Source organism: Kitasatospora sp. NPDC087314, from assembly GCF_044744365.1.
Lineage (GTDB): Bacteria > Actinomycetota > Actinomycetes > Streptomycetales > Streptomycetaceae > Kitasatospora.
On sequence record NZ_JBIUYE010000010.1, the window covers coordinates 201,108 to 226,878 of the forward strand.

General features: G+C 74.1%; 22 protein-coding genes. 12 read left to right on the forward strand and 10 right to left on the reverse strand.

Going from position 1 to position 25,771, the window contains the following annotated elements:
• The first annotated feature begins 181 nt into the window (after window positions 1-181).
• Window positions 182-1,738, forward strand: coding sequence for a PucR family transcriptional regulator (locus tag ACIO5E_RS22850; RefSeq protein ID WP_400670704.1), 1,557 nt, complete (start codon window positions 182-184; stop codon window positions 1,736-1,738).
• 23 nt (window positions 1,739-1,761) lie between these two features.
• Here the strand turns inward: ACIO5E_RS22850 and ACIO5E_RS22855 are convergent, their stop codons facing one another.
• Window positions 1,762-2,967, reverse strand: a complete 1,206-nt coding sequence (locus ACIO5E_RS22855; RefSeq protein ID WP_400670706.1) for an MFS transporter — start codon at window positions 2,965-2,967, stop codon at window positions 1,762-1,764.
• Between the two features lie 415 nt (window positions 2,968-3,382).
• On the reverse strand, window positions 3,383-4,282 hold the full coding sequence (locus tag ACIO5E_RS22860; protein WP_400670708.1) for an MBL fold metallo-hydrolase: 900 nt from the start codon (window positions 4,280-4,282) through the stop codon (window positions 3,383-3,385).
• 232 nt (window positions 4,283-4,514) lie between these two features.
• Between ACIO5E_RS22860 and ACIO5E_RS22865 the strand changes: the two genes are divergently transcribed.
• From ACIO5E_RS22865 to ACIO5E_RS22875, 3 genes are read left to right on the forward strand one after another with little or no spacing between them, the layout of a single operon-like run.
• Window positions 4,515-4,724: a hypothetical protein gene (locus tag ACIO5E_RS22865; RefSeq protein WP_400670710.1), complete on the forward strand. Its 210-nt coding sequence runs from the start codon at window positions 4,515-4,517 to the stop codon at window positions 4,722-4,724.
• Window positions 4,711-6,108, forward strand: coding sequence for an amidase (locus tag ACIO5E_RS22870; protein WP_400670713.1), 1,398 nt, complete (start codon window positions 4,711-4,713; stop codon window positions 6,106-6,108). Before ACIO5E_RS22865 ends, ACIO5E_RS22870 begins: the two co-directional genes overlap by 14 nt.
• Window positions 6,109-6,166: 58 nt before the next feature.
• Window positions 6,167-6,742, forward strand: a complete 576-nt coding sequence (locus tag ACIO5E_RS22875) for a TetR/AcrR family transcriptional regulator (protein WP_400670716.1) — start codon at window positions 6,167-6,169, stop codon at window positions 6,740-6,742.
• A 109-nt stretch (window positions 6,743-6,851) separates the two neighbouring features.
• Here ACIO5E_RS22875 and ACIO5E_RS22880 read toward each other — a convergent pair whose 3' ends face one another.
• Entirely contained in the window at window positions 6,852-7,706 is an 855-nt protein-coding gene (locus ACIO5E_RS22880) for a DUF4328 domain-containing protein (protein WP_400670718.1), read from the reverse strand.
• A 484-nt stretch (window positions 7,707-8,190) separates the two neighbouring features.
• Here ACIO5E_RS22880 and ACIO5E_RS22885 point away from each other — a divergent pair, with 484 nt between their 5' ends.
• On the forward strand, window positions 8,191-8,391 hold the full coding sequence (locus tag ACIO5E_RS22885; RefSeq protein WP_400670721.1) for a hypothetical protein: 201 nt from the start codon (window positions 8,191-8,193) through the stop codon (window positions 8,389-8,391).
• Window positions 8,392-8,454: 63 nt separating this feature from the next.
• On the opposite strand, the gene ACIO5E_RS22890 is transcribed toward ACIO5E_RS22885, so the two are convergent.
• From ACIO5E_RS22890 to ACIO5E_RS22900, 3 genes are all read right to left on the reverse strand, one after another.
• On the reverse strand, window positions 8,455-9,432 hold the full coding sequence (locus ACIO5E_RS22890) for an alpha/beta fold hydrolase (RefSeq protein ID WP_400670724.1): 978 nt from the start codon (window positions 9,430-9,432) through the stop codon (window positions 8,455-8,457).
• Window positions 9,433-9,588: 156 nt separating this feature from the next.
• On the reverse strand, window positions 9,589-13,089 hold the full coding sequence (locus ACIO5E_RS22895; RefSeq protein WP_400670726.1) for a S8 family serine peptidase: 3,501 nt from the start codon (window positions 13,087-13,089) through the stop codon (window positions 9,589-9,591).
• A gap of 429 nt (window positions 13,090-13,518) precedes the next feature.
• Window positions 13,519-14,370 carry a siderophore-interacting protein gene (locus tag ACIO5E_RS22900; protein WP_400670729.1) on the reverse strand — a complete coding sequence of 284 codons (852 nt, stop codon included), beginning with the start codon at window positions 14,368-14,370 and terminating at the stop codon, window positions 13,519-13,521.
• Between the two features lie 82 nt (window positions 14,371-14,452).
• On the opposite strand from ACIO5E_RS22900, the gene ACIO5E_RS22905 reads away from it, so the two are divergent.
• On the forward strand, window positions 14,453-15,229 hold the full coding sequence (locus ACIO5E_RS22905) for a TetR/AcrR family transcriptional regulator (protein WP_400670732.1): 777 nt from the start codon (window positions 14,453-14,455) through the stop codon (window positions 15,227-15,229).
• A 63-nt stretch (window positions 15,230-15,292) separates the two neighbouring features.
• Here the strand turns inward: ACIO5E_RS22905 and ACIO5E_RS22910 are convergent, their stop codons facing one another.
• Window positions 15,293-17,137 carry a glycoside hydrolase family 15 protein gene (locus ACIO5E_RS22910; RefSeq protein ID WP_400670735.1) on the reverse strand — a complete coding sequence of 615 codons (1,845 nt, stop codon included), beginning with the start codon at window positions 17,135-17,137 and terminating at the stop codon, window positions 15,293-15,295.
• Window positions 17,138-17,441: 304 nt separating this feature from the next.
• On the opposite strand from ACIO5E_RS22910, the gene ACIO5E_RS22915 reads away from it, so the two are divergent.
• The 3 genes from ACIO5E_RS22915 to ACIO5E_RS22925 all read left to right on the forward strand — a co-directional run bounded on the left by ACIO5E_RS22915 (window position 17,442) and on the right by ACIO5E_RS22925 (window position 19,756).
• Window positions 17,442-18,788 (forward strand): D-alanyl-D-alanine carboxypeptidase family protein, encoded by a 1,347-nt coding sequence (locus ACIO5E_RS22915; protein WP_400670737.1) that lies wholly within the window; start codon window positions 17,442-17,444, stop codon window positions 18,786-18,788.
• 72 nt (window positions 18,789-18,860) lie between these two features.
• Window positions 18,861-19,271, forward strand: a complete 411-nt coding sequence (locus ACIO5E_RS22920; RefSeq protein ID WP_400670740.1) for a PPOX class F420-dependent oxidoreductase — start codon at window positions 18,861-18,863, stop codon at window positions 19,269-19,271.
• Window positions 19,272-19,342: 71 nt separating this feature from the next.
• A complete protein-coding gene (locus ACIO5E_RS22925) occupies window positions 19,343-19,756 on the forward strand; it encodes an NTP pyrophosphohydrolase (RefSeq protein ID WP_400670742.1) in 414 nt (137 codons plus the stop codon).
• A gap of 76 nt (window positions 19,757-19,832) precedes the next feature.
• On the opposite strand, the gene ACIO5E_RS22930 is transcribed toward ACIO5E_RS22925, so the two are convergent.
• A complete protein-coding gene (locus tag ACIO5E_RS22930) occupies window positions 19,833-20,270 on the reverse strand; it encodes a hypothetical protein (protein ID WP_400670744.1) in 438 nt (145 codons plus the stop codon).
• Window positions 20,271-20,405: 135 nt separating this feature from the next.
• On the reverse strand, window positions 20,406-21,038 hold the full coding sequence (locus tag ACIO5E_RS22935) for a hypothetical protein (RefSeq protein WP_400670745.1): 633 nt from the start codon (window positions 21,036-21,038) through the stop codon (window positions 20,406-20,408).
• A 407-nt stretch (window positions 21,039-21,445) separates the two neighbouring features.
• On the opposite strand from ACIO5E_RS22935, the gene ACIO5E_RS22940 reads away from it, so the two are divergent.
• From ACIO5E_RS22940 to ACIO5E_RS22950, 3 genes are read left to right on the forward strand one after another with little or no spacing between them, the layout of a single operon-like run.
• Complete coding sequence (locus ACIO5E_RS22940; protein WP_280683222.1) at window positions 21,446-21,607, forward strand: hypothetical protein; 162 nt, start codon at window positions 21,446-21,448, stop codon at window positions 21,605-21,607.
• Window positions 21,608-21,666: 59 nt separating this feature from the next.
• Complete coding sequence (locus ACIO5E_RS22945; protein WP_400671046.1) at window positions 21,667-23,880, forward strand: heavy metal translocating P-type ATPase; 2,214 nt, start codon at window positions 21,667-21,669, stop codon at window positions 23,878-23,880.
• Entirely contained in the window at window positions 23,877-24,362 is a 486-nt protein-coding gene (locus tag ACIO5E_RS22950) for a copper chaperone PCu(A)C (protein WP_400670747.1), read from the forward strand. Before ACIO5E_RS22945 ends, ACIO5E_RS22950 begins: the two co-directional genes overlap by 4 nt.
• Before the next feature lie 52 nt (window positions 24,363-24,414).
• On the opposite strand, the gene ACIO5E_RS22955 is transcribed toward ACIO5E_RS22950, so the two are convergent.
• Window positions 24,415-25,602 (reverse strand): agmatine deiminase family protein, encoded by a 1,188-nt coding sequence (locus tag ACIO5E_RS22955; protein WP_400670749.1) that lies wholly within the window; start codon window positions 25,600-25,602, stop codon window positions 24,415-24,417.
• Window positions 25,603-25,771: the final 169 nt, after the last annotated feature.

Sequence of the window (25,771 nt, forward strand, 5' to 3'; positions counted from 1 at the left end):
GGGGGGAGCGGGGGGAAGCGGGGCAGGCAGGGAAGGCGGGGAGCGAACGGCCGGGGCCGGGGGTGCCCGAGGGGGAGTGCCGTGCGCCGAACCTAACCGCCCCGTCTGGCCTGCAGAAGTATCGGTTTCGTCCAATATGGTGGTGACCGGTGTGCAAAACCTCTGACGAAAGGCGGCCGGTGTGTCGAACCCGTCCCCTTCCCCCGGCGGCCCCGGCGTCCCGCTGGCCGCACTGCTCGCCGATCCCGTTCTCGGGCTGCGCCAGATCGCCGGACCGGTCGACGCCCGGCTGATCGGCACCGTCGGCACCACCGAGGTCGAGAACCCCGGGCCCTACCTGCTCGGCGGGGAACTGCTGCTCACCGCCGGCGTCCGCCTCCCGGAGAGCCCGGAGGGCATCGACGCCTACGTCCGCTGCGTGGTCGAGGCGGGCGCCGCCGCGCTCGGCTTCGGCGTCGCACCGGTCTACGAGGAGGTGCCGCCCGACCTGGTCGCCGCCTGCGAACGGCACGCCCTGCCCCTGCTGCGGGTGCCCGACGGCACCCCGTTCGTGGCCGTCGGCCGGGCGGCCTACTCGGCGATGGCCGAGGCCGCCCACCGCAACCTCCGGCAGATCTCCGAGGCCCAGTCCGCGCTCGCCTCCGCCGCCGCCCGCCCGGACGCGCTGCGCGCCGTCGTCCAGCAGCTCGCCGTGCACCTGGGCGGCTGGACGGCGCTGCTGGACGGGCGCGGCGCCGAACTGTTCAGCGCCGGACCGCGCCCGCCCGCGCCGGTGCCGGCCGAACTGCGCGCCCTCGCAGCCCGGACCACCACGCGCGCCGCCGGCCGTGCCCAGCCGCCCACCGCGGCCGCCCAGCACCACGCCGGGCGGCACCTGACCGTACGAACCCTGCCCGGCTCGGACGGCCCCGGCGGCCCGCTCGCACTCGTCACCGCCGCCCAGGAGCCGCCCACGGCCGTCCACCGGTCCGTGGCCGGGGTCGCGGTCGTGCTGCTCTCGCTGCTCACCAGCCCGCGGCACGCGCTCGGCGCGGACGCCCGCAGTTCGGGCGCACTCGTCCGGTTGCTGCTCGGCGCCACGCCGGACGAGGCAGCGGCCACCCTGCTGCCGGCGGACGGGACCTGGCTGGTCGTGCACGGCCGGCTGACCGGCCGGGCGGGCGGCGGCGGGGAGGCCGTCCAGCTCGCCGCCCTCGGCACCGCGCTCGGCACGCCGTACCTGGACCTGGACGGAACCCGGCTGCGGGCGCTGCTACCCGGCCCGGCGGCTCCGGGCCGGGTCGTGGACGCCGAACCCGTCACCCGGCTCGGCTGGACGCTCGGCGTCAGCGCGCCCGTCGCCACGGCCGGCCTGAGGACCGCAGACGCCCAGGCCGACCGCGCCCTGCGCCACGCGCTCGGCACCGGCGCCGCCGCCGTCCACCACCGCGAGGCCGTCGGGCCGAGCGTCCACACCCTGGTCGACGCCGAGGACGCCACGGCCCTCGCCCGCACCCGCCTCGCTCCGCTCTCCGCCGCCGGCACCCCCGGCCCGGCGGTGCTCCGGGAGACCCTGCGCACCTGGCTCGCCCTGCACGGCAGCTGGGACCGCACCGCCGCGGCGCTCCAGCTCCACCGCAACACCGTGCGCCAACGCATCGCCCGGGTCGGCGAGTTGCTGGAGCTCGACCTCGGCGACGCGGACGTCCGGATGGAGCTCTGGTTCGCACTGCGCTGGCTTCCGCCCGCCCCGGACTGACCGCCGGGCCGGCCCGGCGGCACTCACATGAGGGGCGCGCTGCGGGGGCGTCGGAGCGGGGCCCTGAGGCGGTGGGCCAGGGCGCTGGCGGCCACGCAGAGGCCCAGACCGGCCCACAGCTGCGGGGGGTTGTGCAGGCCCAGGCCGATGACGGCGGGCCCGACGGCGTAGGACACGGTCCAGGTCACCTGGAACAGGGACATGTACGGTCCTTCGTCGCCGGTGGGGGCCATCGTCACCGCCTCCGCGGCGGCGGTCGGTTTCGACGCGAGTTCCGCCAGGGCCAGGACCGCCGCCACCAGGACGGCGAGCGGCCCTTGCAGGGCGTGCGGGGCCCCGGAGATCGTCGCGGTCAGGGCGATGGCCCCGGCCACCACGCCGATCGAGAGGCGCAGGACCTGCGACCGGGTCCAGCCGGCCAGACGGCGGCTGACCCGCATCTGCAGGCAGGCGATGGTGGCGTAGCGGACGGCGACCACGGCGGTCGGCCAGTAGGCGGGCTGGTCGAGGGACTGGACCAGGTAGACGGGGAAGGCCACCGTCGGAATCAGCCAGGCCGCCGACAGGAGCGTCTGCGACACGACCAGCGACAGGAAGAGCCGGTCGCCGATCGCGCCTCGGATGCTGGACCTCGCCGCCCTCGCGTCCTGCGGTCCGGATGCCGGTGCCGTGACCCCGAGGAGGAGGAAGGCGGAGAGCAGGGAGCTCGCACTGTTCAGGGCCAGCGCGATCTCCAGGCCGCGCCCGCCGGCCAGGGCCATCAGCGCGGTCGCCCCCAGGGTGCCGGCGCCGAGGCAGGTCGTCCTGAGGGCGCTGATCGAGGAGAACCACTGGGTGAGCTCCCCCGGTTCCGCGAGCCGCGCGAGCAGCGTCGGCCAGGCGGCTCCGTAGAGGCGGTCGGCGACCATGACGACGAAGGCGGCGGCCGCCACGACGAACAGGTCTCCGGCCGCGAAGTACAGGGCGTATCCGCACGCGGTGAACACGTTGCTGATGAGGAGGCAGGATTTCGGCCCGGCGGCCTGGACGATCCTGCCGCAGACCGGCACGACGGCGAAGGAGGCGATCGATCCCGCCGTCACGGCGGTACCTGCGGCCGCCGCCGAGAAGTGCTGGACGGTGACGAAGAACAGCAGCGACAGGGGCATGAAGACACCGGCGCCGACCGTGTCGATCCCGACGGCGAGGAAGAGCCTCCGCTGCCGGCGCAACTGCTCGGCGCCTATCACTCCACCCCCCACCCCGGAACGGATCTGCTGCGCAGACGTCGACGCCGCGGCTGCGCCGGTCGCACAACAGGCGTGCGCCGGCGCGCTTTTGGGGCGCACCTGCCATGACCACTTATAGGTCTAGACCATGACTGTCGCAAGCGGTTCGAGGGCGGAGCGATGTTTTGTGACGCCGGTCACGTGGTTCGACGGTGGCGTTTGGGCGAGTGCGCCGGGATTCACGGGCGCATGGCGGCATTCCGGGGGTGCGCGGCCGGTTTTGGCGCGGTCGTGGCGGACACCGCCCGCCCGGGCCCATCGAAGGGCGGGGTCGGGCGGCCCGCACCGAACACCCGCCCGCCGTGGCCGCATCGGCACAGTGGACCGGGACCGAAGAAACGGACTCGCAAGTCCGGAGAAGTCGGCCGCGCGGCGGTCAGACCGCGGGCACGGGCCGTAGCCGGTAGGCGCCCCCGTGCGTGACCACGCGGCCGGCGGTGGGCGGCGCGAAGTGGGTGCCGAGGACGAGGGTGTCCGTGTCGGCGACGGAGGCGAGCAGCGCGCGACGGGAGGCCTCGGACCGCCTTGGGTCGATGTCGACGCAGGCGCCGATCGCAGGGTGGGCGAGCTGGACCGGGTGGTGGATGCAGTCTCCGGTGATCAGCGCCACCTCACCCCGGCTGGTCAGTTCGACGGCGACGTGGCCGGGGGTGTGGCCGGGCGTGGGGACCAGGCGCAGACCAGGGGCTATCGCGACGCCCCCGGCCGGGACGTCGACGGCGTCCAGCAGTCCCGCCCGCTCGACCGGGATGACGGAGTCGCGGAACATCTGCGCACGCGCCTCGTCCATGGCGTACCCGGCCCAGAACTCCCGCTCGGCACGGGCGGTGAGGTAGCGGGCGTTGCCGAAGGTGGGGATCCACTCGCCGTTCACCTCCCGCGTGTTCCAGCCGACGTGGTCGGCGTGCAGGTGGGTGAGGATCACCAGGTCGACGGAGTCCGGCGGGAAGCCGCCGGCGGTGAGGCGCTCCAGGAAGTCGGTCCTCAGGTTGTGCCAGGCCGGGTTGGCCCGCTCCTTGCCGTTGCCGATGCCGGTGTCGACCAGGACCCGCAGGCCGTCCACGACGAACGCGAAGCTGTGGCTGGCGAGGCGCAGGGCGCTGTCGTGGTCGGTGAAGTGGGGGCGCAGCCAGTCCTGGCCGGCCACCACCTCGGGGGTGGCGTCGGGCAGCAGCCACCGTCCGGTCGCGGGCGGCAGGAGGGCCTCGTCGACCCGGTGGACGACGACGTCGCCCACGGCCCAGGAGGGAATGGGGGCGGCGGGGGAAGTCTGCATGATCCGTCGTTCCTTTGCTCTCGGCGGCCGCTCTCGGCGGCGCAGGCGGTTGCCTGCGGGGCGCGGGCAGGTCGACACATCCCGCTGGACGCGCGAGCCCACCCCGCAAACGCAAGGCATTTGCGTTAAGCCACGGTAGAACCTACAGTCCACCTAAAGCAAACCATTAGCTTTTGGAGCGAGGGCCATCTCGCTCCAGCCCCGACCAGGCCCCGACCAGGAGAGATCCCCCATGCCCCCCGCTGACCTGACACCGCCCGAGGCCGCCCGCTGGGCCGCCCGCGCCGGACTCCCGCTGCCCGCCGACCGCCACACCGCGGTCGCGGCCACCGCCAACCACCTCCACTCCGTCGTCGCCCTCCTTCGGGAGCTCGACTTCGGGGACACCCCGCCCGCCGGCTTCTACCGCGCCGGAGAGGAGCAGCACGATGCGACCGTATGAGCTCTCCCTCGCCGCCGCCGCGGAGGCGATCCGGGCCCGGCGGCTCTCCCCCGTCGAGCTGGTGGACTCGGTCCTCGACCGCATCGAGCAGGTCGAACCGCAGCTCGGCGCCTACGTCACGGTCACCGCGGAGCAGGCCCGACGGGCCGCGCGCGAGGCCGAGCGCGAAGCAGCGCAGGGCCGGGACCGGGGGCCGCTGCACGGCGTCCCGGCCGGGCTCAAGGACCTGATCGACGTCGCCGGGCTCCCCACCACGGCCAGCTCCCGGGTCCGCGCCAACCACCGCGCACGGGCCGACAGCACGGTCGCCGCGCGCCTGACGGCGGCCGGCGCGGTCCTGGTCGGCAAGACGCACACCCACGAGTTCGCCTACGGCCTGACCACCCCGCAGACCGGCAACGCCTGGGACCGCGGTCGGGTCGCCGGCGGCTCCAGCGGCGGATCCGCCGTCGCCGTCGCCTCGGGCACGGCGACCTTCGCCCTGGGCACCGACACCGGAGGCTCGATCCGCGTACCCGCCGCGCTCAACGGGGTCGTCGGCCTCAAGCCGACCTACGGCCTGGTCCCCCGCCACGGCGTCACGTCCCTGTCCTGGTCGCTGGACCACGTCGGTCCGATCACCCGCACCGTCGAGGACGCGGCCGTCGTCCTGAACGCCCTCGCCGGGCACGACCCGCGCGACCCCGCCTCGCTGGCCACCCCCGCCGTCGACCACCGGCCCGGCGCGGACCCGGATCTGACGGGGCTGCGCGTCGGCGTGCCGCGCACCTACTACTTCGACCACGTCGACGCCCAGGTGGAGGCCGCCGTCCGGCGCGCCATCGGGCAGCTGGAGGCGCTCGGCGCACGGCTCGTCGAGGTCGACATCCCGATGACCCGCTACATCCAGGCCACCCTGTGGGGCCTGGTGGCGCCGGAGGCCAGCGCCTACCACGAGGCCGACCTGCGGACGGCCCCCGAGCTGTACCAGGCGGACGTGCGCGTCCTCCTGGAGGCCGGCGAGCTGATGACCGCCGGCGACTACCTGCGCGCCCAGCGCTCCCGGACGCTGATGCGGAGCGAGTGGGGCCGCATGCTGGCGGAGGTCGACGTGATCGCCGCCCCGACCGTCCCGATCACCGCGGTGAGGGCCGGCGAGGAGACGGTCAGCTGGCCCGACGGCACGGCCGAGAGCGTCTCCGACGCCCTCGTACGCCTTTCCGCCCCCGCCAACATCACCGGGGTGCCCGCCCTGTCCGTCCCGGTCGGCCACGACACGGCGGGCCTGCCGATCGGCATGCAACTGCTCGGCCGCCCACTCGGGGAACGCACACTGCTACGGGTCGGCCACGCCTACGAGCAGACCCAGCCCGCCCGGGCACTCGCGCCGGCCGCCGCCCACTAAGACCGACCGGCACATGGTGGGCGGTCTAAACGCAAGGAATATGTTTTAAGATGATTCCATGAGCCGCAAACCGATGGTGCGCCCCGGCGGCCGCAGCGCCCGGGTCCAGGCGTCGGTGCACACCGCCGTCCGCGAACTCCTGGCCGAGGTGGGCCGCGACGCACTGACGGTGCCGCTCGTCGCCCACCGCGCAGGAGTCACCCCGTCGACCGTCTACCGCCGCTGGGGCGACCTGCAGGAGCTGCTGTCGGACGTCGCGGTGGAGCGCCTGCGCCCCGACACGGCGCCGGAGGACCACGGCGACCTGAGGTCCGACCTGACGGCCTGGGCCGAACAGTTCCTCGACGAGATGGCGTCCCCCTCGGGCCGCGCCTACATCCGCGACGCCCTGCTCGGCGACCCGGACGGCGGCAACGCCGGCCAGTGCTCGGCCTACGCGGCCGAACAGATCGACGCCGTCCTCACCCGCGCGATCGACCGCCAGGAGAACACCCCCGCCGTCGAGACGGTCATGGACGGCGTCGTCGCCCCCCTGATGTACCGCATCCTCTTCCGCCCGGCAGGCCTCTCCCCCGCCTACGCACGCCGCCTCGTCGCCGAGCTCCTCGACCCCCGCGAGGGCCGCACGGCGTGACCCGCGGTACCGGGTGATCGCTCGCCAACCGGCCTGCGGAGCAACCGGATCCGGTTCCGCGACCGGCTGCCCGGCCGACGGCTCCGCCCTCGGCCGGGCCGGGGCGTCGTCAGGCCGGAGGCTGTCCCTGAGGTGCGGCATCACGCGGCACCTCGGGGGACGCCGGCGCGGCGGCGGGCGCCACCGCGGCGAGGGGGGCCCGGCTCCGCTCGGCCGCCAGCTGGGCGGCCCTGACGGCGATCGGGTTGACGTCGGCCCGGCGCGCCTGCTGCATGGCCGTCAGCCGGTGCACCACCACGATCGCCGCCACGGCCGCCACCAGCCGCAGCGCCGCCCCGGCCGCCTCCACCCGAACCGCACTGCGCAGTTCCTCCAGGTTGCCGTCCACCGCTGCGTACGCGGACTTCAGGACGGAGTCGGCGTACCGGCCGACCAGGAGCGAGCCGATCCAGGTGGACCACCACAGGACCAGAACCCGCTGCGACAGCGTGCGCCGCCGTCCGTCGGCGTCGAGTGGGGCGCTCGCCTGCCAGCAGTCCACCATCAACTGCCAGGGGAACCACAGCAGGACGATCGGGGTGAACCAGGAGCCGATGGTCCAGCCGCGCCCGAGGCGGTGCCCGTTCGGCACCAGCAGATCGGCGTTCCCGCGGACACGGTGGAACCAGAGGATGAACACCACGGCGGTGGCCAGCATCACCACGATCGAGAACGTGTTCACCCCGGTCGCCAGAGTGTGCAGCGAGGCGACCTCGTCGGCGCCGACGTCGCCCGCCCCGTCCAGAAGCCGACCGAGGATCGTGTCGCTCCAGAGGTCGATCACGACCACCCATGCCGACACCGCGGCGCTCAGCCCCAGCAGGACGAAGGCCGCCACCGCGCGGCCGTTCGCCGAGCGGTATGCCGCCAGCCAGCCCGGAGTCGCCTCCGCGCAGCCGAAGCAGCGCCCGCTCTCGGTCCCCACGGGACGCGCCCCGCACGCCACACACACCATCAGATCGTCAACTCCTGGATTTGCCGCGCGCCCGGACATCCGCGCTGGTCACGCCGAGGCCCCGACTGGGGCAGGCTCGCCGACCTTAGGGGGTCCACGACCTCTTCGGCCAGTGGGAATTCACGGCTCGGCGACGGTATCCCCACATAGCCGACAGATCGTCCGGGCGTCGGGCCGCCCGGGGTGAAACGCCTCCGGCGCGGCACCTCCGGCGAGCGCGGGCCGGCCGATGGAACACGACGTGCCGACGGACGGAATCCCTGAACCCGCCCCGATTCGGCTCCGCCCCGGGCGCCTTCGTACGCTGGGAGGACATCAGGGGGCGCCCGGTCTGCCGGACACCGGCCGGAACCAGCCGAAACCGCGCGGTCCGCACCACGCGCCGCCGGCATCCAGCATCCTGGACCCGCCCCTTCCCGGCCGTTGGCCGGGATCGCGCTTGGGAGGAACCGCCGTGGGGAAGAAGATCCCGGTCCGGACCGGATGTCAGAACTGCTCGCGATGCACCGGCTCGATCGGCGGCAACGCGGCCCGCAAGGCGGCGCGGGGTACCGGGGTGACGGTGGGAGCACTCGTCACCGTCGGGGTGAGCCTGCTGTTCATCCGGAAGTGCCGCGCGTGTGACCACCCCATGGGCAGCCACCACCACCGCTGACCACGGACCTCGACGGGCCCGTCCGACCCCCGTCGGATCCGGACCGGCCCGTCGGCCGGCTGCTCAGGCCGCCTGGTCGTCCAGGTGCTTCAGGAAGTCCAGCAGCGCCTCGTTCACCTCGGCCGGGCGCTCCTGCTGCGTCCAGTGCCCGGTCTCCGGCAGCCGGACATGGCGGTGCAGCCGGGGCACCCGGCCCAGCAGGTGCGCCAGCACGTCCGGCGGGACGAGCGCGTTCACCAGGTCCAGCTCTCCGGCCACGTACAGCGCCGGGACCTGCACCGTCAGGCCGTCGAAGGCGGTCAGCAGTTCGGCGTTGCGGTCGATGTTGCGGTACCAGTTGAGCCCGCCGGTGAAGGCGTGCTCGCCGTGCCGGGCGTAGTCGGCCGCGAAGGCGTCGATGTCCGCCTCGGTGAGCCAGTCCGGCAGCCGCTCCGGCTCCGGGACGGTGTCCAGCAGGGTCTTGCCCTCGGGCACGACCCACGCCCGTGGCTTGCCGTCGGGGTGGGTGCCCCCGAGGATCCGGCGGAAGCTCGACTTGATGTCGGCCGCCAGCTCGGCGTCGGCCCGGCCGGGCTGCTGGAAGTAGATCTGGTAGAAGCCCTCGCCGAACCTCTCCCGGGACTCGCTCGTCGGCCGCAGCCCGTTCACGCCCACCGGCGGGACGCTCAACCCGGCGACGCCGCGTACCAGGTCCGGCCGCAGCGTGGCGGCGGCCCAGGCGACCGGGGCGCCCCAGTCGTGCCCGACCACGACGGCCCGCTCCTCGCCGAGCGCGCCGATCAGCGCCGTCACGTCGCCGACCAGGTGCAGCAGGCTGTACGCGTCCACGGACTCGGGCTGCTCGCTGCGGGCGTACCCGCGCTGGTCGGGGGCGACGACCCGGTAACCGGCCTCCGCGAGGGGGCCGAACTGGTGCCGCCAGGAGTACCAGCTCTCCGGGAAGCCGTGCAGCAGCAGGACCAGGGGGCCCTCGCCCTGTTCCGCCAGGTGCAGCCGTACGCCGTTCACCTCGACGTGGCTGTGCTTGATCGCGTCGTTCAACTCCCGCTCCCGGTCCGCTCCGAAGGTCCGGGGCGTCGGCCGCCCCGGTTCTGCCCGCCCCAACACCCCCGGAGCCCCGGGCATTCCCCGCCCCGCACGCAACGCGGCCGAGGCCGCCCCGGAACTCCGGGACGGCCTCGGACTCATGGCGGTGCGTCAGTTCACCGTGTAGCTGTACGGGATCGCCGCGAGCACCGAACCGGTGGTGCTCAGGACGTTGTTGGCGGTCGCCAGCGAGGTGGGGCCGGACACCAGGTACAGCACACCGTGGACGGTGCTGCCCTTCGGGCCGGTCGGGGTGACGGTCACCTGCAGCGAGCCGCTGGCACCCGGCTGGACGGTCACCGGGTTGGCGGCCGGGGCCGTGGCGTCGACCGCGCGGGCGTACGGGTCACCGGTGCTGGAGGCCAGCGCCGGGTCGAACGCCTGGGTGTGTGCGGTCGCCGTGATGGTGGCGGTGCCGGTCGGGGCCCCGGCGGTGCCGAACGGACCGATCTGCTGCAGGAAGGTGCCCCACACGCCGGGGAGGATCGGCTGGGCCTGGCTGCCGGTGTCGGTCACGACCGAGATGGTCGAACCGTCCTGGGCCTTCTTCAGGTCACCGAAGAGGTCCGGCGAGCCGGTGGTGCCGGACAGCTCCAGGTGGGCCGGCGTCGAGGAGGCCGCCACCGCCTTCAGCTGGTCGGTGCCCGGCGGGACGAGGAAGGACGGCACCGCGGAGGTGAGGCTCAGCGGCAGGCTGACCGTCGCGGAGGCGCCCTGCGGCACCAGCGGGAGGTCCGCCCGGCGGTCCAGGCGACCGTCGGCCGAGATGTTCTGCGGGGCGACGGTGTTGTTGGTGTAGTTCACCTGGACGGTGACCGGCTTGCCGGCCGCCAGCTTGGTGCGCGCGTCGTTCGGCAGGCCGGCGGCGGTGGCGCGGTTCTGGTTGAACGCGACGGTGCCGGTGAAGTCCTGGGCGAGCTCCTGGCCGCTGACCGGGCCGAGCACGTTCAGGACGAACCGCCAGCGGCCGGCGGCCGGGTTGACGGTGGTGGCCGAGACGCCCCCGGTGGTGCCGGTCAGGTTGCCCTGCGCGTCGAGCAGGCCGTTGCCCTCGATGTCGATCGGGGTGCCGTTCGGGCTGATCAGCGCGCCCTGCATGAGCAGCTTCGAGTCCTTGGCGACGGTGAGACCGACGCGCAGGTCCTTCTGGCCCTTCGGGACGTCGAAGGCGTACGCGAAGCTCTGCGTCGGCGAGGAGCCGCGGCCGTTGCCACCGGTGATGGTGCCGGTGAAGGTGCCGGTGCCCTGGTTGACCGGGACGAGGCTGCGCAGCACGACCGGGACGCTGGTGGTGGTGCCGTTGGAGCCGGCCACGGTGATCGACTCGCTGGAGTCGCCGCTGGTCGCCGGGGTGGTGAGCTGGACCTTCAGGGTCTTGGTCTCACCCGGCTTCAGGTCCGCGACGGTCGGGCTGACGGCGCCGGCCGGCACCGCGCGCTGGGTGGCGGTGCCCAGCTGGACCGGGCCGTTGTAGCCGGCCTTGCCCGCCGGGGTGTACAGGATGGCGGTCCACTCGCCGGCCACCGGGTGCGGGACGTCCACCAGGCCGAAGTTCGCCGAGGTGGCGCCGCCCTGCGGACGGGTGTTGGTCTCGAAGCGGCCCGACGGGTCGAGCAGCGTCATGCGGACCACCGGGCCGTTGGCGACCGGGCTGGCCGCACCCTGCCAGGCGATCGACGCCGCGAGGCGGTCGGCGCCGGCCGGGACGGTGAACTTGACCTGCTTCTGCACCCAGGTGGCGCCGTTGGTGGCGTACTTGAAGGTGTCGGTCGAGGCCGTGTCCAGCTGGACGGTCTGCTGGTTGCTCGCCTGCGGGACGAAGGTGCGGGTCGCACCGCTGACCGTCTGGGTGGCGCCACTCGTGTTGGTGACGGTCACGTCGGCGGTGTGGGTCGAGCCGGGGGTGCCGGCGATGTCGACCTGACCGGAGGTGACGACGACGGTCTTGCTGTCGGACGAGCCGGAGCCGCCCTGGTAGCCGCGCGCGGCCTCGACGGCCGCGCGGACGTTCAGCAGACCGGCGCCCTGCTCCTCGGCCGGCACGCCGAGGTCCTGGGCGGTGCCGGTGATGAACTTCTTCACCAGCGCCGGGGCGGGCGACTGGCCGTGGTGGGTGTCGCGGTAGGCCTGGATGACCAGGGCCGCGGCGCCGGTGACGAACGGCGCGGCCTGGCTGGTGCCGCCGAACGACTGGATCGGCGAACCCTGGCCGCTGAAGCCCGTGCAGTCGGTGTACTTGCTGGTGTCGGGCGAGCAGAGCGCCCAGTCCGACTCGCCCGGCGCGACCAGGTCGACCGTGCGGCCGGCCTGGGTGAAGCCGCCTGAGGAGAGCGCGGAGATGCGGTTGTTGCTCCAGGTCTTGTTGGAGAACTGGGCGGCCGCGTAACCGGTCTGCTGGTAGTTCTGGTTGTCCGTGGAGGCACCGACCGCGATCACGTTCGGGTCGGTGGCCGGGGTGCCGATGGTGCCGCTGATGCCCGCGTCACCGGAGGAGACGGAGACGGTGACACCGGCCTTGACGGCCTGGTCGTTGAAGAGCGAGATGGTGTCGTGCGCGCCGCTGTCCGGGGTGACGTTGCCACCGAAGGACTCGTTCAGCACGTCGACCTTCGCGACCGAGACCGCGTAGTCGATGGACTGCAGGATCGACGAGTTCGACATGATCTCGCCGCCGGCCCGCAGGGCGACCAGCGAGGCGTCCGGGGCGAGGCCGCGGATGCGGATGTTGCAGCCGGCCGGCAGGGCGTGCGAGGGGTTGACGAACTTCGCGACGTCGTACACCTGGCGGCCCTGGGCGATGACCGCCGAGGCGTCGCCGAAGGCCTCCGCGCCACCGGTCGGCGCGTCCACGCCGTCACCCGCGAAGTCCTGGTAGTCGACGACCGCGTGCGAGCCGTCGGCCCGGATGAAGTCCGGGTTGTTCGGGTCGAGGCCGTCCGCGATGTAGGCGACCTTGACGCCCTTGCCGGTGGCCAGGTCGGCCGCGCCGGGCTTGCCGTCGGCGCCGACGGCGTGCGTGGAGTAGAGGCCCTCCGGCTCCAGCAGCGGCTGGGACGGGTCGGACGGGCAGACCGTGTTGGTGGCGTTCTGCTCCGCGCCCTGGCTGCCGTTGCTGCCCGAAACGGCCTGCGGGGCGGCGGCGGCCTTGGGCGCCTTGGCGCCGGCCGTGGTGTCCGCGGCGTCCTTCTTGGCCGCGCCGGCGGCCGGCGGCGCGACGGCGACCTGCTCGTCCGCCACCACCGAGGCGACGGCCGGGTCGGCCAGCAGCGCGGCGCGCAGCGCCGGGCTGACGGTGGCCGAGAACGCGTTCCCGACCACGAAGCTCTTGATGTTGGTGCCGCCGTTGGCCTTGACCTTGTCCAGCAGCGGCGCCTGGGCGTTCGCGGCCTTCTGCTTACGGGCGCCGAGGTGGCCGTTGTCGGCCGGGGCGTCCGCTATCTGGTCCTTGAGAATCACGATCACCGGCACCGGCGCCCCGTCCGCGGACGCCACGGGGGCGTTCTGCGAGTCGGGGACCGGAGTCGCGTTGGCGCTGGACCCGAAGGTCAGGACCATGGACGCGGCGGTGACCGTGACGGCAGCTGCTAGCTGGGATTTCCGCCAGCCGATCAATGGACATCCTTTCGTCTGATGAGACGTCAGGTTGCGCAGCCCAGCGTACGCGGATCCTGTCGGACGCGTGGTTGCTCCGGACCGCGCGTCCCGACAGCGGTCGCATTCCAGCGCATCCGACACGACCGCGACAAGGGGGGAAATCCCCATTAGAAAGTAAAAAAGACCATCAGAAAGTAAAATTCACAGCAGAAATCGGGCCATGTCCGCCCCTTTTCCCCTGACCAGGCCCGGTCGGATCCGTTCGATCCCGGTCGGAAAATATCGGTGGCGAACTCTGGACACTGGCGAACCCCCGCCACCTGCGACGCATCGTCAACACCGCCACACACCCTTCCCCGCACGCCCGCGCCGAAACCGGACATGACAGAGTCGGCGGCCGCGGGAGGGCGGCCGGAAAGCCCGGCCGCCAGAGCCGCAAGGGCGGGATCAGGAGGCCGCGAAACGCTCCTGGGCGTCCGCCAGATCCTCGGGGGTGGGCGCGTCGTCCTGGGTCAACCGGTGGCGCCAGTACCCGGTGAAGTCGATCGACGGCTTCGGCACCCCGCGCTCCTCCACCAGATGCCGGCGCAGTGCCCGCACCGCGCCCGCCTCGCCGGCCAGCCAGGCGAACGGCGTGCCGCCCGGCAGCCCGGCGGCCCGGACGGCCCCGGCCAGCGCCTCCCCCGGAGCCCGCCCGCACCGGGGCAGCCAGTGCACGGCCAGCTCGGCACCGCTCTCCAGCGGCTGCCGCTCGGCCTCGTCCGCGACCTCGACGAACGCCACCGCCCGCACTCCGGCGGGCAGCGCCGCGACCAGCGTCGCGATCGCCGGCAGCGCCGTCTCGTCCCCGGCCAGCAGCACCCAGTCGGCAGCGGCGGCGGCCTCGGCGAACGGGACCGTCGGGGCGTACAGCGCCGACGGACCGACCATGCCGAGCCGCTGCCCGGGCGCGGCGCGGTCCGCCCAGGCCGCGGCCGGACCGCTGTCGCCGTGCAGGACGAAGTCGATCTCGACCAGCCGGGTGCCGGGCCGACGGCGGCGGAGGGTGAAGCTGCGCAGCAGCGGGCGCGCGGCCTCGGGGATCGCCAGGTACGCCTGGTACCAGCTCATCGGATCGTCGCTCTGCGCCGGCAGTTCGGGCTCCGCCTGCCCGGGGCGGGGGAAGCACAGCTTGACCTGCTGGTCGGGCGCCGCGCCCACGGAGTCCGCCAGGGCCCCGGCCTCGAAGGTGACCCGGGCGGTGCGCGGCGTGATCCGGCGGACCTCGACGACCTCGACGAAGGTGACGGGCAGTGTCATCGCGAAACCCCTTCGGTTGATAACCTTACGGCATAAAGAGTTGCCGTGACCGAGGTTACTTTACGCCATAAGGAGTTGCTGCATGGTCGTCTACGCGGGACAGGGCGACGCCCACCGGTCCCTGTCCCTGCTCTGGGGCGCGACACCGGAACCGGGCACCGGGCGTACCGGGCGCAGCGGCCCCAAACCGGGCCTCAGCGTGGACGCGATCGTGTCCGCCGGCATCGCGGTGGCCGACACGGACGGCATGGCCGCGCTCTCGATGCGCGCCGTCGGCGAGCGGCTCGGCCGGACCGCGATGGCCCTCTACACCTACGTGCCGGGCAAGGCCGAACTCCTCGACCTGATGCACGACCGGGCACTCGCCGAACTCCCGGCCGCCCCCCCGGTCGCGGACGGCTGGCGATCGGCCGTCACCGCCTGGGCCGGGGAACTGTACGCCTGCTACCTGCGCCACCCCTGGATGCTCCAGGTGTCCCAGGCCCGCCCGGTCCTCGGCCCGGCCGAACTGGCCGCCATGGAAAGCCTGTTGCGCGCCCTGCGGCCGGCCGCCCTCGCCCCGGGGCGGCTGCCCGGCGTGGTCGCGGCACTCTGGCAGCTCGTCCGCGGCATGGCGGCGGTGGCCGCCGAATCGCGCGGCGCGGCCGCCGCGACCGGCGTCGCCGACGAGGACTGGTGGACCGCCCGATCCGCCCGACTCGCCGAACTGGCACCGGACTTCCCCGAGCGCTTCCCCCTGCTGACCGCACTGCAGGGCGCCGCCGACGGTACCCCGCAGGACCGCGACCAGGAGGCCTTCCGCACCGGCCTCGCCGTCCTTCTCGACGGCGTGGCGGCCTCCGCCGCTGCCGCTGGTTAGGGCTTGGCGGACGTCACCGAGTCGCCGACCGGGTGGGCGATGGCCTCGGCGATCCGCGCCGGGTCAGCCGAGCGCCCGGTCGAGGTTGAACGCCGCGCTGATCAGCGAGAGGTGGGTGAACGCCTGGGGGAAGTTGCCCAGTTGTTCACCGGTCGGGCCGATCTCCTCGGCGTAGAGGCCGAGGTGGTTGGCATAGGTGAGCATCTTCTCGAAGGCCAGCTGGGCCTCCTCCAGGCGGCCGGCGCGGGCGAGCGCCTCGACGTACCAGAAGGAGCAGATCGAGAAGGTGCCCTCGGTTCCCCGCAGGCCGTCCGGGCTGGCCTGCGGGTCGTAGCGGTAGACCAGCGAGTCCGACACCAGGTCCGTGGTGAGCGCGTCCAGGGTCGAGAGCCATTTGGGGTCGGTGGGCGAGATGAACTTGGCCATCGGCATCATCAGCAGGGAGGCGTCGAGTACGTCGCTGTCCAGGCCCTGGGCGAACGTTCCCCGCTCGGCCGACCAGCCGCGCCGCATGATCTGTCGGTAGATCGCGTCACGGCTCTGCCGCCAGCGGGGGAGGTCGGCGGGCAGGCCGCGCCGGTTCGCCATCCGGATGGCCCGTTCGATCGCCACCCAGCACATCAGCCGCGAGTACAGGAAGTTCCGTCGACCCCCTCGGGTCTCCCAGATGCCTTCGTCGGGCTGGTCCCAGTGACCGCAGAGCCAGTCCACCACGGCACCGACCTCGTCCCACCGGTCGCTGCTGATCGGCTGTCCCCACTTGTCGTACAGGTAGACGGAGTCGATCAGCGCTCCGTAGATGTCCAGCTGGAGCTGGCCGGTGGCGGCGTTCCCCACCCGCACCGGAGCGGATCCCAGGTATCCCTCCAGGTGGGACAGCTCGTACTCGGGCAGGTCGTCGCGTCCGTCGATGCCGTACATGATCTGCAGCGGGCCCGTATCGGCGATGCCCTGGCCGGAGCCCTGCATGCCCCGCTCGTCGAGGAAGGCCATGAACGCCTCCGCCTCCGAGGTGAAGCCCAGCCGGAGCATGGCGTAGATGCAGAAGGCGGCGTCGCGGACCCACACGTACCGGTAGTCCCAGTTGCGCTCGCCGCCGATCTGCTCGGGCAGGCTGGTCGTGGGCGCGGCCACGATCGCGCCGGTCGGCGCATAGGTGAGCAGCTTCAACACCAGCGCGGAGCGGTGCACCGTCTCCCGCCACCGACCGTGGTAGCGCGAGCCGGCCAGCCAGCGCCGCCAGAACCTGACCGTCGCCTCGAACTGCTCCTCCGCCTCGGCCCGGGGGCAGGCCCGGGGAACGACGTCGTCGCCGATCTGGTCGAGGGCGAACACCGCGGTCTCGCCTTCGAGGAGCTTGAAGTGCGACCACACGTCCTGGTCGTCGCACTCGAGCGTCGCGGTGGCCGTCAGCGCGAGCGCCATCGACCGGGACCGGAAGAGCGCCTCGTGGCCCCGCAGCTCCACGGTGTGCGGTTCGGCCCCGTAGCCGAAGCGGGGAGCGATCCGTGCCCGGAACGGGAGCGTCCCCCGCACACAGATCACCCGTCGGATCAGCCGGTGCCGGGCCGCCTCGCGCGACTCGTCGACGACCGGCATGAAGTCCTGGATCTCCGCCACACCGTCGGAGGCGAAGAACCGCGTGATCAGCACGTTGGTGTCGGGGAAGTAGAACTGTCGCGTGCGGGTCGGTACATCGGCGGCCAGTTCGAACGATCCGCCCCGGTCGGCGTCGAGGATGGACGCGAACACGCTGGGTGCGTCGAAGCGCGGGCAGCAGTACCAGTCGATGGTGCCGTTGGTGCCCACGAGTGCGGCGGTACGGAGGTCACCGATCAGGCCGTGCTCGGAGATCGGCAGGTAGCGGGCGCCGTCCACGCCTCCGAGACAAGCATTCCCGAACGCCATGTCGGCCTCCCTACCACTGCGGCCCGGGCACCGAAGAATGTCCCTTTCATGGTAGTCGGCCCGGACCGCGACCACCCGCCCCGCAGGAGGCCACGCGCTACCGGTATGCCCTCTGACCAGGCCGGATGAGGTCTCCGGGAGGGCGAGGTCACCGGCTCGCAGCCGATCATCTCGTCGACCGGAGGCGGCCCTGGCGGGCGGCGCGCGTCCGGGGCGGATGATCACCGATCCGCAGGTGGAGCGCGGCCAGCCGGACGGAGCAGCAGGCGCGGCGGCCCGGCGGCGGCCCGGGTACGTTCGCCGTGTGCAGCAGAAGTCACAGCAGGTCAGCAGGATGGCGGCGGCCGCCGCGGTGTCCGCCCTGGCGCTCGGTGCCGGCGTCCCGACCGCCGACGGCGATCCGACGGCCGTCGGTGCCCCGCCGGCCTTCGGGAAGGACTCCACCGGCGCGGTCGGCGGGGAGCGGCTCGGCCGATCGGCCGTCCAGGTCGCGCCGCTGGCCGGGGCGCCCGAGCTCCCGCGCGCGTTGACCGGGCGGTCCTGGCTGATCGCCGACGCCGGCAGCGGCGAGGTGCTCGCGGCCCGCAACGCCCACCTGCCGCTGGCCCCGGCCAGCACCCTGAAGATGCTCTTCGCGGACACCGTGCTGCCCAAGTTCGACCGCGCGACGGAGCACCAGGTGACCGCGGCGGAACTGGCCGACGTCGGTGTCGGCAGCAGCCTGGTCGGCGTCAAGGAGAACCTGCCGTACCGCGTCGAGGACCTCTGGCGCGGCGTCTTCCTCAGCTCCGGCAACGACGCCGTCCACGTCCTCGCGCACATGAACGGCGGCCTCCAGCAGACCGTCGCGCAGATGCAGGCCCGCGCCAAGGCGCTACAGGCCGGCGACACCAAGGTGGTCTCCCCCGACGGCTACGACATGGACGGCCAGGTCTCCTCCGCCTACGACCTCACCCTGTTCGCCCGCGCGGGGCTGCGCAACGCCGACTTCCGCTCCTACTGCTCGACCCGCACCGCGCGCTTCCCCGGCGGGCTGGACAAGCTCACCGGGCAACGCATCAGCTTCGACATCGCCAACACCGACCGACTGCTCGGCAAGTACCCGGGCCTGATCGGCGTCAAGAACGGCTACACCACCAACGCGGGCGCCACCTTCACCGGCGCCGCCCAGCGCGGCGGCCGCACCCTGCTGGTGACGGTGATGCACCCCGAGGCGCAGGCCAAGGTCTACGACGAGGCGGCCGACCTGCTCGACTGGGGCTTCGCGGCGACCGGCAAGGTCCAGCCGGTCGGGCAGCTGGTGGAGGACACCTCCGCCGCCTCCGCGAGCCCGGCCCCCGTGCGCGGCGGGTCCGCCTCCGACCCCACCGCGAAGGTGGACCCGCAGGCCGTCCAGGACAGCGGACCCGACCTCGGCCCGGCCGCCTGGACGGCCGCGGCCCTCGGCGCCGCACTCGCGCTCTGGGCCGCCTGGCGCGCCGCCGCCCGCCGCCTCGGCGCACCCGCCGACCCGGCCCCCGCCGCGCCGCCGGCCGAGCTCCCCCGCCCGGGCGCCGGCGCCGTCGGCTCCACCGGTGTCGGCGGGCGCGGCCGGCTGACCCGCCGGGCCCGCGCCCTGGCCGTCACCGCCCGCACCCGCCTGCACCGCTGAGCCCCCGGCCACGGCCGCGACCGGCCGGCCAGCGGTGATCGGGGCGGGGCCCAGGGCCCTAGACTTCCGGCCATGACCACGCCCGACCCCGCCTCGCCGGACCGGCTCGCCCGGATCATCAGCCTCTCCGCCGGGAGCTACCTGCTCGTCAGCACCTACAAGAAGGACGGCACCGCCGTACCGACCCCGGTGTGGGTGGTCCGCGACGGCGAGGCGCTCGGCGTCTGGACCGTCGCGGACTCCTGGAAGGTCAAGCGGATCCGCAACCGCGCGGACGTCCTGGTCGGCCCGTGCGACGTCAAGGGCCGGCCGACCGGCGAGCAGTACCCGGCCACCGCCGAACTCCTCGGCCCCGAGCGCACCGCCGCCTACCGCACCCTGCTGCGGCAGAAGTACGGCCTGCTCGGCGTGCTCACCCTGCTCGGCAGCCGGCTGCGCCGCGGCGAGCGCGGCACCGTCGGCATCCGGATCACGCTGACCTGACGCCCCGCCGCCGCCCGGCCTGCCCGGTGGGCGGAGCGGGAGCAGCCCGGGCCGTGGCAGGCTTGGCGGCCATGGGAGTCAAGGACGCGGCCGGGGCCCGGGACGGGCTGTCGCTGCTGGTGGTGGACGGTGCCAACGTGGTCGGGTCGGTGCCCGACGGGTGGTGGCGGGACCGGCGCGGCGCCGCCGAGCGGCTGCGGGACGAGCTGGTCGCCGTCGCCGGGCAGGGCCTGCCGGAGCGGCCGGGGCCGCTGGAGGTGGTGCTGGTCGTGGAGGGCGCGGCCCGGGGCGTGAGCGAGGTGCCCGAGGTACGGGTGGTCGCCGCGACCGGCAGCGGTGACGACCTGATCGTCGAGCTGGTCCGGGCGGCCAGGGCCGATCAGCCTGACCGGGACTGCCTGGTCGTCACCGCCGACCGCGAACTGCGGGCCCGGGTCGGCGCGCTGGGCGCAGCGGTCACCGGGCCGCGCAGCGTGCGGCGCTAGCGCTCGTCTCACTGTTCCCGCCGCGCGCTGACGGCACGCGAGTGGTGGGACAAGCCCAGGGACTACCCCGGTGGCGTCAGTCCGCCTGGGTGGCGTACATGCCCCAGTGGATCGCCTGGTCGGAGGCGGTGACGGTGAACTCCAGGTCCCGGCCGGGCCTGGCGGGGATCTCCACCGAGCCGACGCCGATGGTGTCCACCGGGCACTGGACCGCGAAGTCGGCCGGGGCCAGGCCGGCGACGTGGACCTGCACCGAGCCGCCGCCCTGGCAGCCGACCGTCACGGTGAAGGGCATCGAGGGGTTCACGGAGGCTGACACGGCGCCGCCGTCGCCGATCCATTCCGGGATCCAGATCAGGCCCTGCTCCCCCGGGTGCGGCAGGATCTCCCCCGTGCCCGGACCGCTCTGGACCGCGGCCGTGCCCGGCTGCGCCGAGGCCGTCCCGGCGACCGCCAGCACCGTCCCCAGCGCGGCTGCCGCCCCGGCCAGCATCCGCTTCTTCGTCCTTGTCATCGCCACTCCCCGCTGCGTTGACCGTCCGCCCGGCCGCACGACGTCGCGCAGCCGGTCGGCGTGCCGGTCTTCGGCACACGAAGTGATCCTATGACAAGCCGATTCGGCGCCGGGCGCATGCACCGGCAGCCGGACTCAGTACCGGACGGCCTTGACCACCACAGGCAGCAGCCGTTGCTGTGCCGGGGTGCGGCTGAACGCGATCGGGGTGGCCTGCTCCCCCACCGGGACGTGCTCGGCACCGACCACCGCGCTGTCCACGGCCCTTCCGTCGGTGTCGGTGAAGTCCACCTGCACCGCGTAGGAGGCCTCGTTGATGCCCTGGTTCTTGATGGTGGCCACGACCGCGGGCAGCCCACCGGAATCACTCAGCGGCACCGGGGTGAGGGTGACCGAGCCGAGGGCGTTGCCGCCGCCGGGCAGATCGGCGAGCACCGAGGCGGCCTTGGCCTGGGTCTGGGCCTCCTGGGCGGAGACCGAGGCGGCGAACGAGGCTGCCACCGACGCGTCGGCCGTGGGGAGCACGGACGGCGACCCGGCCGGTGACGGGGAGGCGGTGCCCTCGGAGGCGGTGGCCGACTCGGACGGCGTCGGCGCCGAGGCGGCGACCGAGGGGTTGGTCGACGAGCTGCTGCAGGCTGCCAGCACCCCGGCGGCCGCGAGGGCCGCCAGCAGGGCGGCCGCCCGACGGCGGGGACGGAGCAGGGGACGGCGGCTCCGCCGACGGCTGGTGGCCGAGGGACTGGGAAGGCTGTGGAGTTCGCGCACCGGGGTTCTCTCTTCTCGCTCGGCGTCCGGCGGCCGGAGGCCCGTATGCACCCCATGCTTCGGGGTGCCCCGGGGCGGGGGCGAGAGCTGCACACCCGTTCGAGTGGATGGGATGACGACGAGCGGGAACAGCTCGGACTCCGGCTCCCGGACGCACCCCAGATGGTGGGCGGCGGACGGCGTGGGCGATGGAGGGCGCCTCCCGGGATCACCAACGGGCACCGGCAGCTCTTCTGACGGGAAGTAGCCGGGCCCAGCACAGCGGGAGGCGCCGTCCCGGACGCTACCCGCTCCGTTCGGGCTCGTCATCTGAATAAAACCGCTGGTGGTTCGAACCGTACGGGAACCAACCGCCTCCGCCGTCCGACTGCTGGGGGGTGAGTGCGAAGTCGCCGGGTGTCCGGCCGTTGAGTGTGCTGGCGGGGTTCGCCCTGCTGCTGGTGGTGGTGTTCGTGGCGGCGTATGCCGTGGGACGGCAGGCGGGGCCGGTGTCCCCCGGGCTGAGGCCCGGGAACCAGGGCAGCGACTCGCCCGGGATGGGCGGGCACGACATGGGCGGGATGCGGTGAGCCCGGTCGCGGGGGCCGAGGCCGGGGCCCTGGTGAGCACCGATCTGGCGGTCGGCGGGATGACCTGCGCGGCCTGCGTGGGCCGGGTGGAGAAACGGCTGGCCCGGATCGACGGGGTGAGCGCCGGGGTGAACCTGGCGACCGGTCGGGCCCGGGTGCTGCATCCCGCCGCGGTGCCGGTCGCGGAGCTGGTGGCGGCGGTCGAACGCGCCGGCTACACCGCAGAGCCCGCGCCCGAGGGGGTGGGCGTCGGAGTGCCGGACGAGGAGCCGGCGGAGCGGTGGCGGCTGCTGGTGACGGCCCTGCTGGCCGTCCCGGTGGTGGTGCTGTCGATGGTGCCGTCGCTGCAGTTCCCCGCCTGGCAGTGGGTCTGCTTCGCGCTGGCCGTCCCGGTGGTGACCTGGGGGTCGGCCGGGTTCCACCGCCGGGCCTGGCAGGGGCTGCGGCACGCGGCCGCCACCATGGACACCCTGGTCAGCCTGGGGGTGGTGGCGTCCTTCGGCTGGTCGGCGTACGCGCTGGTGTTCGGCGGCGCCGGGGAGATCGGCATGCGGATGCCGTTCTCGCTGACCGCGGACGGCGGCGGCGTGGCGCACGTCTACCTGGAGGCCGCGGTCGGGGTGCCGCTGTTCGTGCTGGCCGGGCGGCTGCTGGAGGGCCGGGTGCGGCGGCGCAGCGGTTCCGCGCTGCGGGCGCTGGCCGAGCTGGGCGCGAAGCAGGTCTGCGTCCGGGACGCCGGCACCGGGGAGGAGCGCCTGGTGGCGATCGAACTGCTGCTGCCCGGGCAGGAGTTCGTGGTGCGCCCGGGCGAGCGGGTGGCCACCGACGGGGTGGTGGTCGAGGGCGGTTCTGCGCTCGACCTGAGCCTGCTGACCGGCGAGAGCGTCCCGGTGGAGGTCGGTCCCGGGGACAAGGTGGCGGGTGCGACGGTGAACGTCGGCGGCGCGCTGGTGGTGCGGGCGACGGCCGTCGGCGCGGACACCCAGCTGGCCCGGATCACCGCGCTGGTGGCGGAGGCCCAGGCCGGCAAGGCGCGCGCCCAACGGCTGGCGGACGCGGTGGCCGGGGTGTTCGTGCCCTGCGTGCTGGCGGGTGCGGTGTGCGTGCTGGGCTTCTGGCTGGGCGCGGGCGCGGCCCCCCAGGCGGCGGTGACGGCCGCGGTCGCGGTGCTGGTGGTGGCCTGCCCGTGCGCGCTGGGCCTGGCCACGCCGACGGCACTGCTGGCGGCGACCGGGCGGGGCGCGGAGCTGGGCGTGCTGGTGCGCGGCCCGGAGGTGCTGGAGAGCCTGCGCCGGGTCGACACCGTCGTCCTGGACAAGACCGGGACGCTGACCACCGGGCGGATGGAGCTGGCCGAGGTCACGGTGGCGCCGGGCCTCGACGAACGCGAGGTGCTGCGGCTGGCCGGCGCGGTGGAGCACCGCTCGGAGCATCCGATCGGGCGGGCCGTGGCGGCGGCCGCGCGGGAGCGCTGCGGCCCGCTGCCCACGGCGGACGGCTTCGCGGCCGCCACCGGGCTCGGGGTGTCCGGGGCGGTCGAGGGCCGTGCCGTCCGGGTGATCCGCCCGGACGGCACGGCGCAGCCGCTGCCCACCGCCCTGGCGGACGCCGTCGCCGTGGCTGCGGACGCGGGCCGCACGGCCGTCGTGGTGGAGCTGGACGGGCGGGCCTCGGCCGTGCTCGCGGTCGGCGACACGCTGCGCTCGGGCAGCTGGCGGGCGCTCCACCGGCTGCGCGGGATGGGCCTGGAGGCCGTGCTGGCGACCGGGGACGGTCCGGGCGCGGCCCGGGCGGTGGCGCGCGAGCTGGGCATCGAGCAGGTGCACGCCTCGGCCTCGCCGGAGCGCAAGGCCGAGGTGGTGGCCGAGCTGCGGGCCTCCGGGCGGACGATCGCGGTGGTCGGCGACGGCGTCAACGACGCGGTGGCACTGGCCTCGGCGGACCTCGGGGTGGCCCTGGCCTCGGGCAGCGACGCCGCGATCGGCGCGGCGGGGCTGACCCTGGTGCGCGGCGAGATCGAGGCGGTGGTGGACGCCGTCCGGCTGGCCCGGCAGACGCTCGCGACGATCCGGGCCAACCTGCTGTGGGCCTTCGGCTACAACGTCGTGCTGATCCCGCTGGCGGCGGTCGGACTGCTCAACCCGATGCTGGCGGCGGTGGCGATGTCGCTCAGCTCGCTGCTGGTGGTCGGCAACAGCCTGCGGCTGCGCACCTGGCAGCCGGGGCGCGGCACCTCGACAGCCCGGAAGGCCTGGAAGGGGGCGCGGCGATGAGCGCGATCGAGCGGCTGCGGACGGTCGGCCCGCCGGTGGGCGCGGCGGCGCTGACGCTGGCGCTGCTGACCGGGTGGACGGCGGCCGGCGGAGCCGGGCGGCCCCGGCCGGTAGAGGCTGGAGCGGGCTGGCTGCTGCTGCCGACGGCGGGCGCGGCCCCGGCCACGGCGGCGTTCTTCACGATCCGCAACCCGGGCGACGTGCCGGACGAACTGACCAGTGCCAGCTGGGAGTTCGGTGGTCGGATCACCCTGAAGCGGCACCTGCACCAGGGCGCCGCAGGACGCTGGGAGCCGGTGAGCGCGCTCCCGGTACCGGGCCGCGGCGAGCTGGCGATGTCCCCGGAGGACGCCGACCTGATGATCGCCGACCCGCCGCCGCTGCGGGCCGGCCAGTGGGTGGAGTTCACCCTCGGCTTCCGGCACAGCCCGGAGCTGCGGCTCAGGGCCCAGGTGTTGACGCCGGGATCCCGCCCGCGCTGAGCGGGCCCGCGACCGGCCGGCCGGGGACGCCGCCGTCCCCGGCCGGCCCCCGTCAGGTCGCCGCGCCCGCCGCGGACCCGGAGGAGCCGGCGGCCACCGGCTGCTGCTGGGTGGAGCAGTGGATGCCACCGCCGCCGGCGGCGATCGCGTTGATGCTCACCGGCACGATCTCGCGCCCGGGGTGGAGGTCGCCCAGGATGCCCGCCGCCCGGTCGTCGGAGGTCTTGTCCCCGAACTGGGGCACGATCACGGCTCCGTTGACGACGTAGTAGTTGAGGTAGGTGGCCAGGAAGTCCTTGCCCCGGTCCGGCTGTCCGCTGAGGTCGGGCTCGACGAGTTCCACGACGCGCGGTCTCCGGCCCTGGGCGTCGGTGGCGCCGTGGAGCACCTGCAGGGCCTGGTCGGAGGCGCGGGACCAGATGTCCGGCGGGGTGTCCGGGCCGGGGCGGTGGATGACGACCACGCCCGGCTCGGCGAAGCGGGCCAGTGCGTCGACGTGGCAGTCGGTGATGTCCTGCCCGGACACGCCGGCGAACCAGATGACCTTCCGGACGCCGAGCAGGTCCATCAGGGCGGCCTCGATCTGGCCCCGGTCCTTGCCCGGGTTGCGGTTCCCGTTGACCCACGAGCTCTCGGTGGCCATCAGGGTGCCCTCGCCGTCGACCTCGATCGCGCCGCCCTCGCCGGTGACCGGTGCCTGGATGCGCCGGATCCCGTAGTGGTCGAGGAGCTTGCGGGCGACCTGGCTGTCGTTGTCGTGGTTCTGCTTGTCGCCCCAGCCGTTGAAGTTGAGGTCGACGCCGGCCAGCGCGCCCGGCCCGGTGACGAAGGTGGGGCCGGTGTCGCGGGCCCACAGGTCGTCCACCATGAGGTCGATGACCTCGACGGCGGAACCGCACTGCTGCCGGGCCCCGGCACTCTGGTCCGGGCGGGCCATCAGGACCACCGGCTCGAACCGGGCGACGGCCTGCGCCACGTGCGCGATGTCCTGGCGGACGGCGGGCAGCTGGTCGCCCCACACCTGGTCGAGGGCCGGCCAGGCCATGAACGTCCGGGTGTGCGGGAGCCACTCGGCCGGCATCGCGAGCGGGCCCGGGGCCGTCGTGGCGGCGGGAGGTACCGAGGACTCCTCCTCCCCGGGCGGGGTCGCGTCCGAGCCGCAGCCCTCCAGTACCGCCAGCGCGGCGGCGACGGCTCCGGATCGCAGCAGGGCCCGGCGGGACAGGGCGGGTTCTCTCATGGCACGTCCCCTCGTGGTCGGATTCACCCGGAAACGGGCGAATCCGACAGTAGGGCTCGTCTCACCATTCGGGTCGCATCAGCGCGCGGCGGGAACGGTGGGACAAGCCCGGTGGGCGGACGGGGGCAGGTCGGTGAACCCGCGCGCCGCCGATCGGGGGAATCGGGTC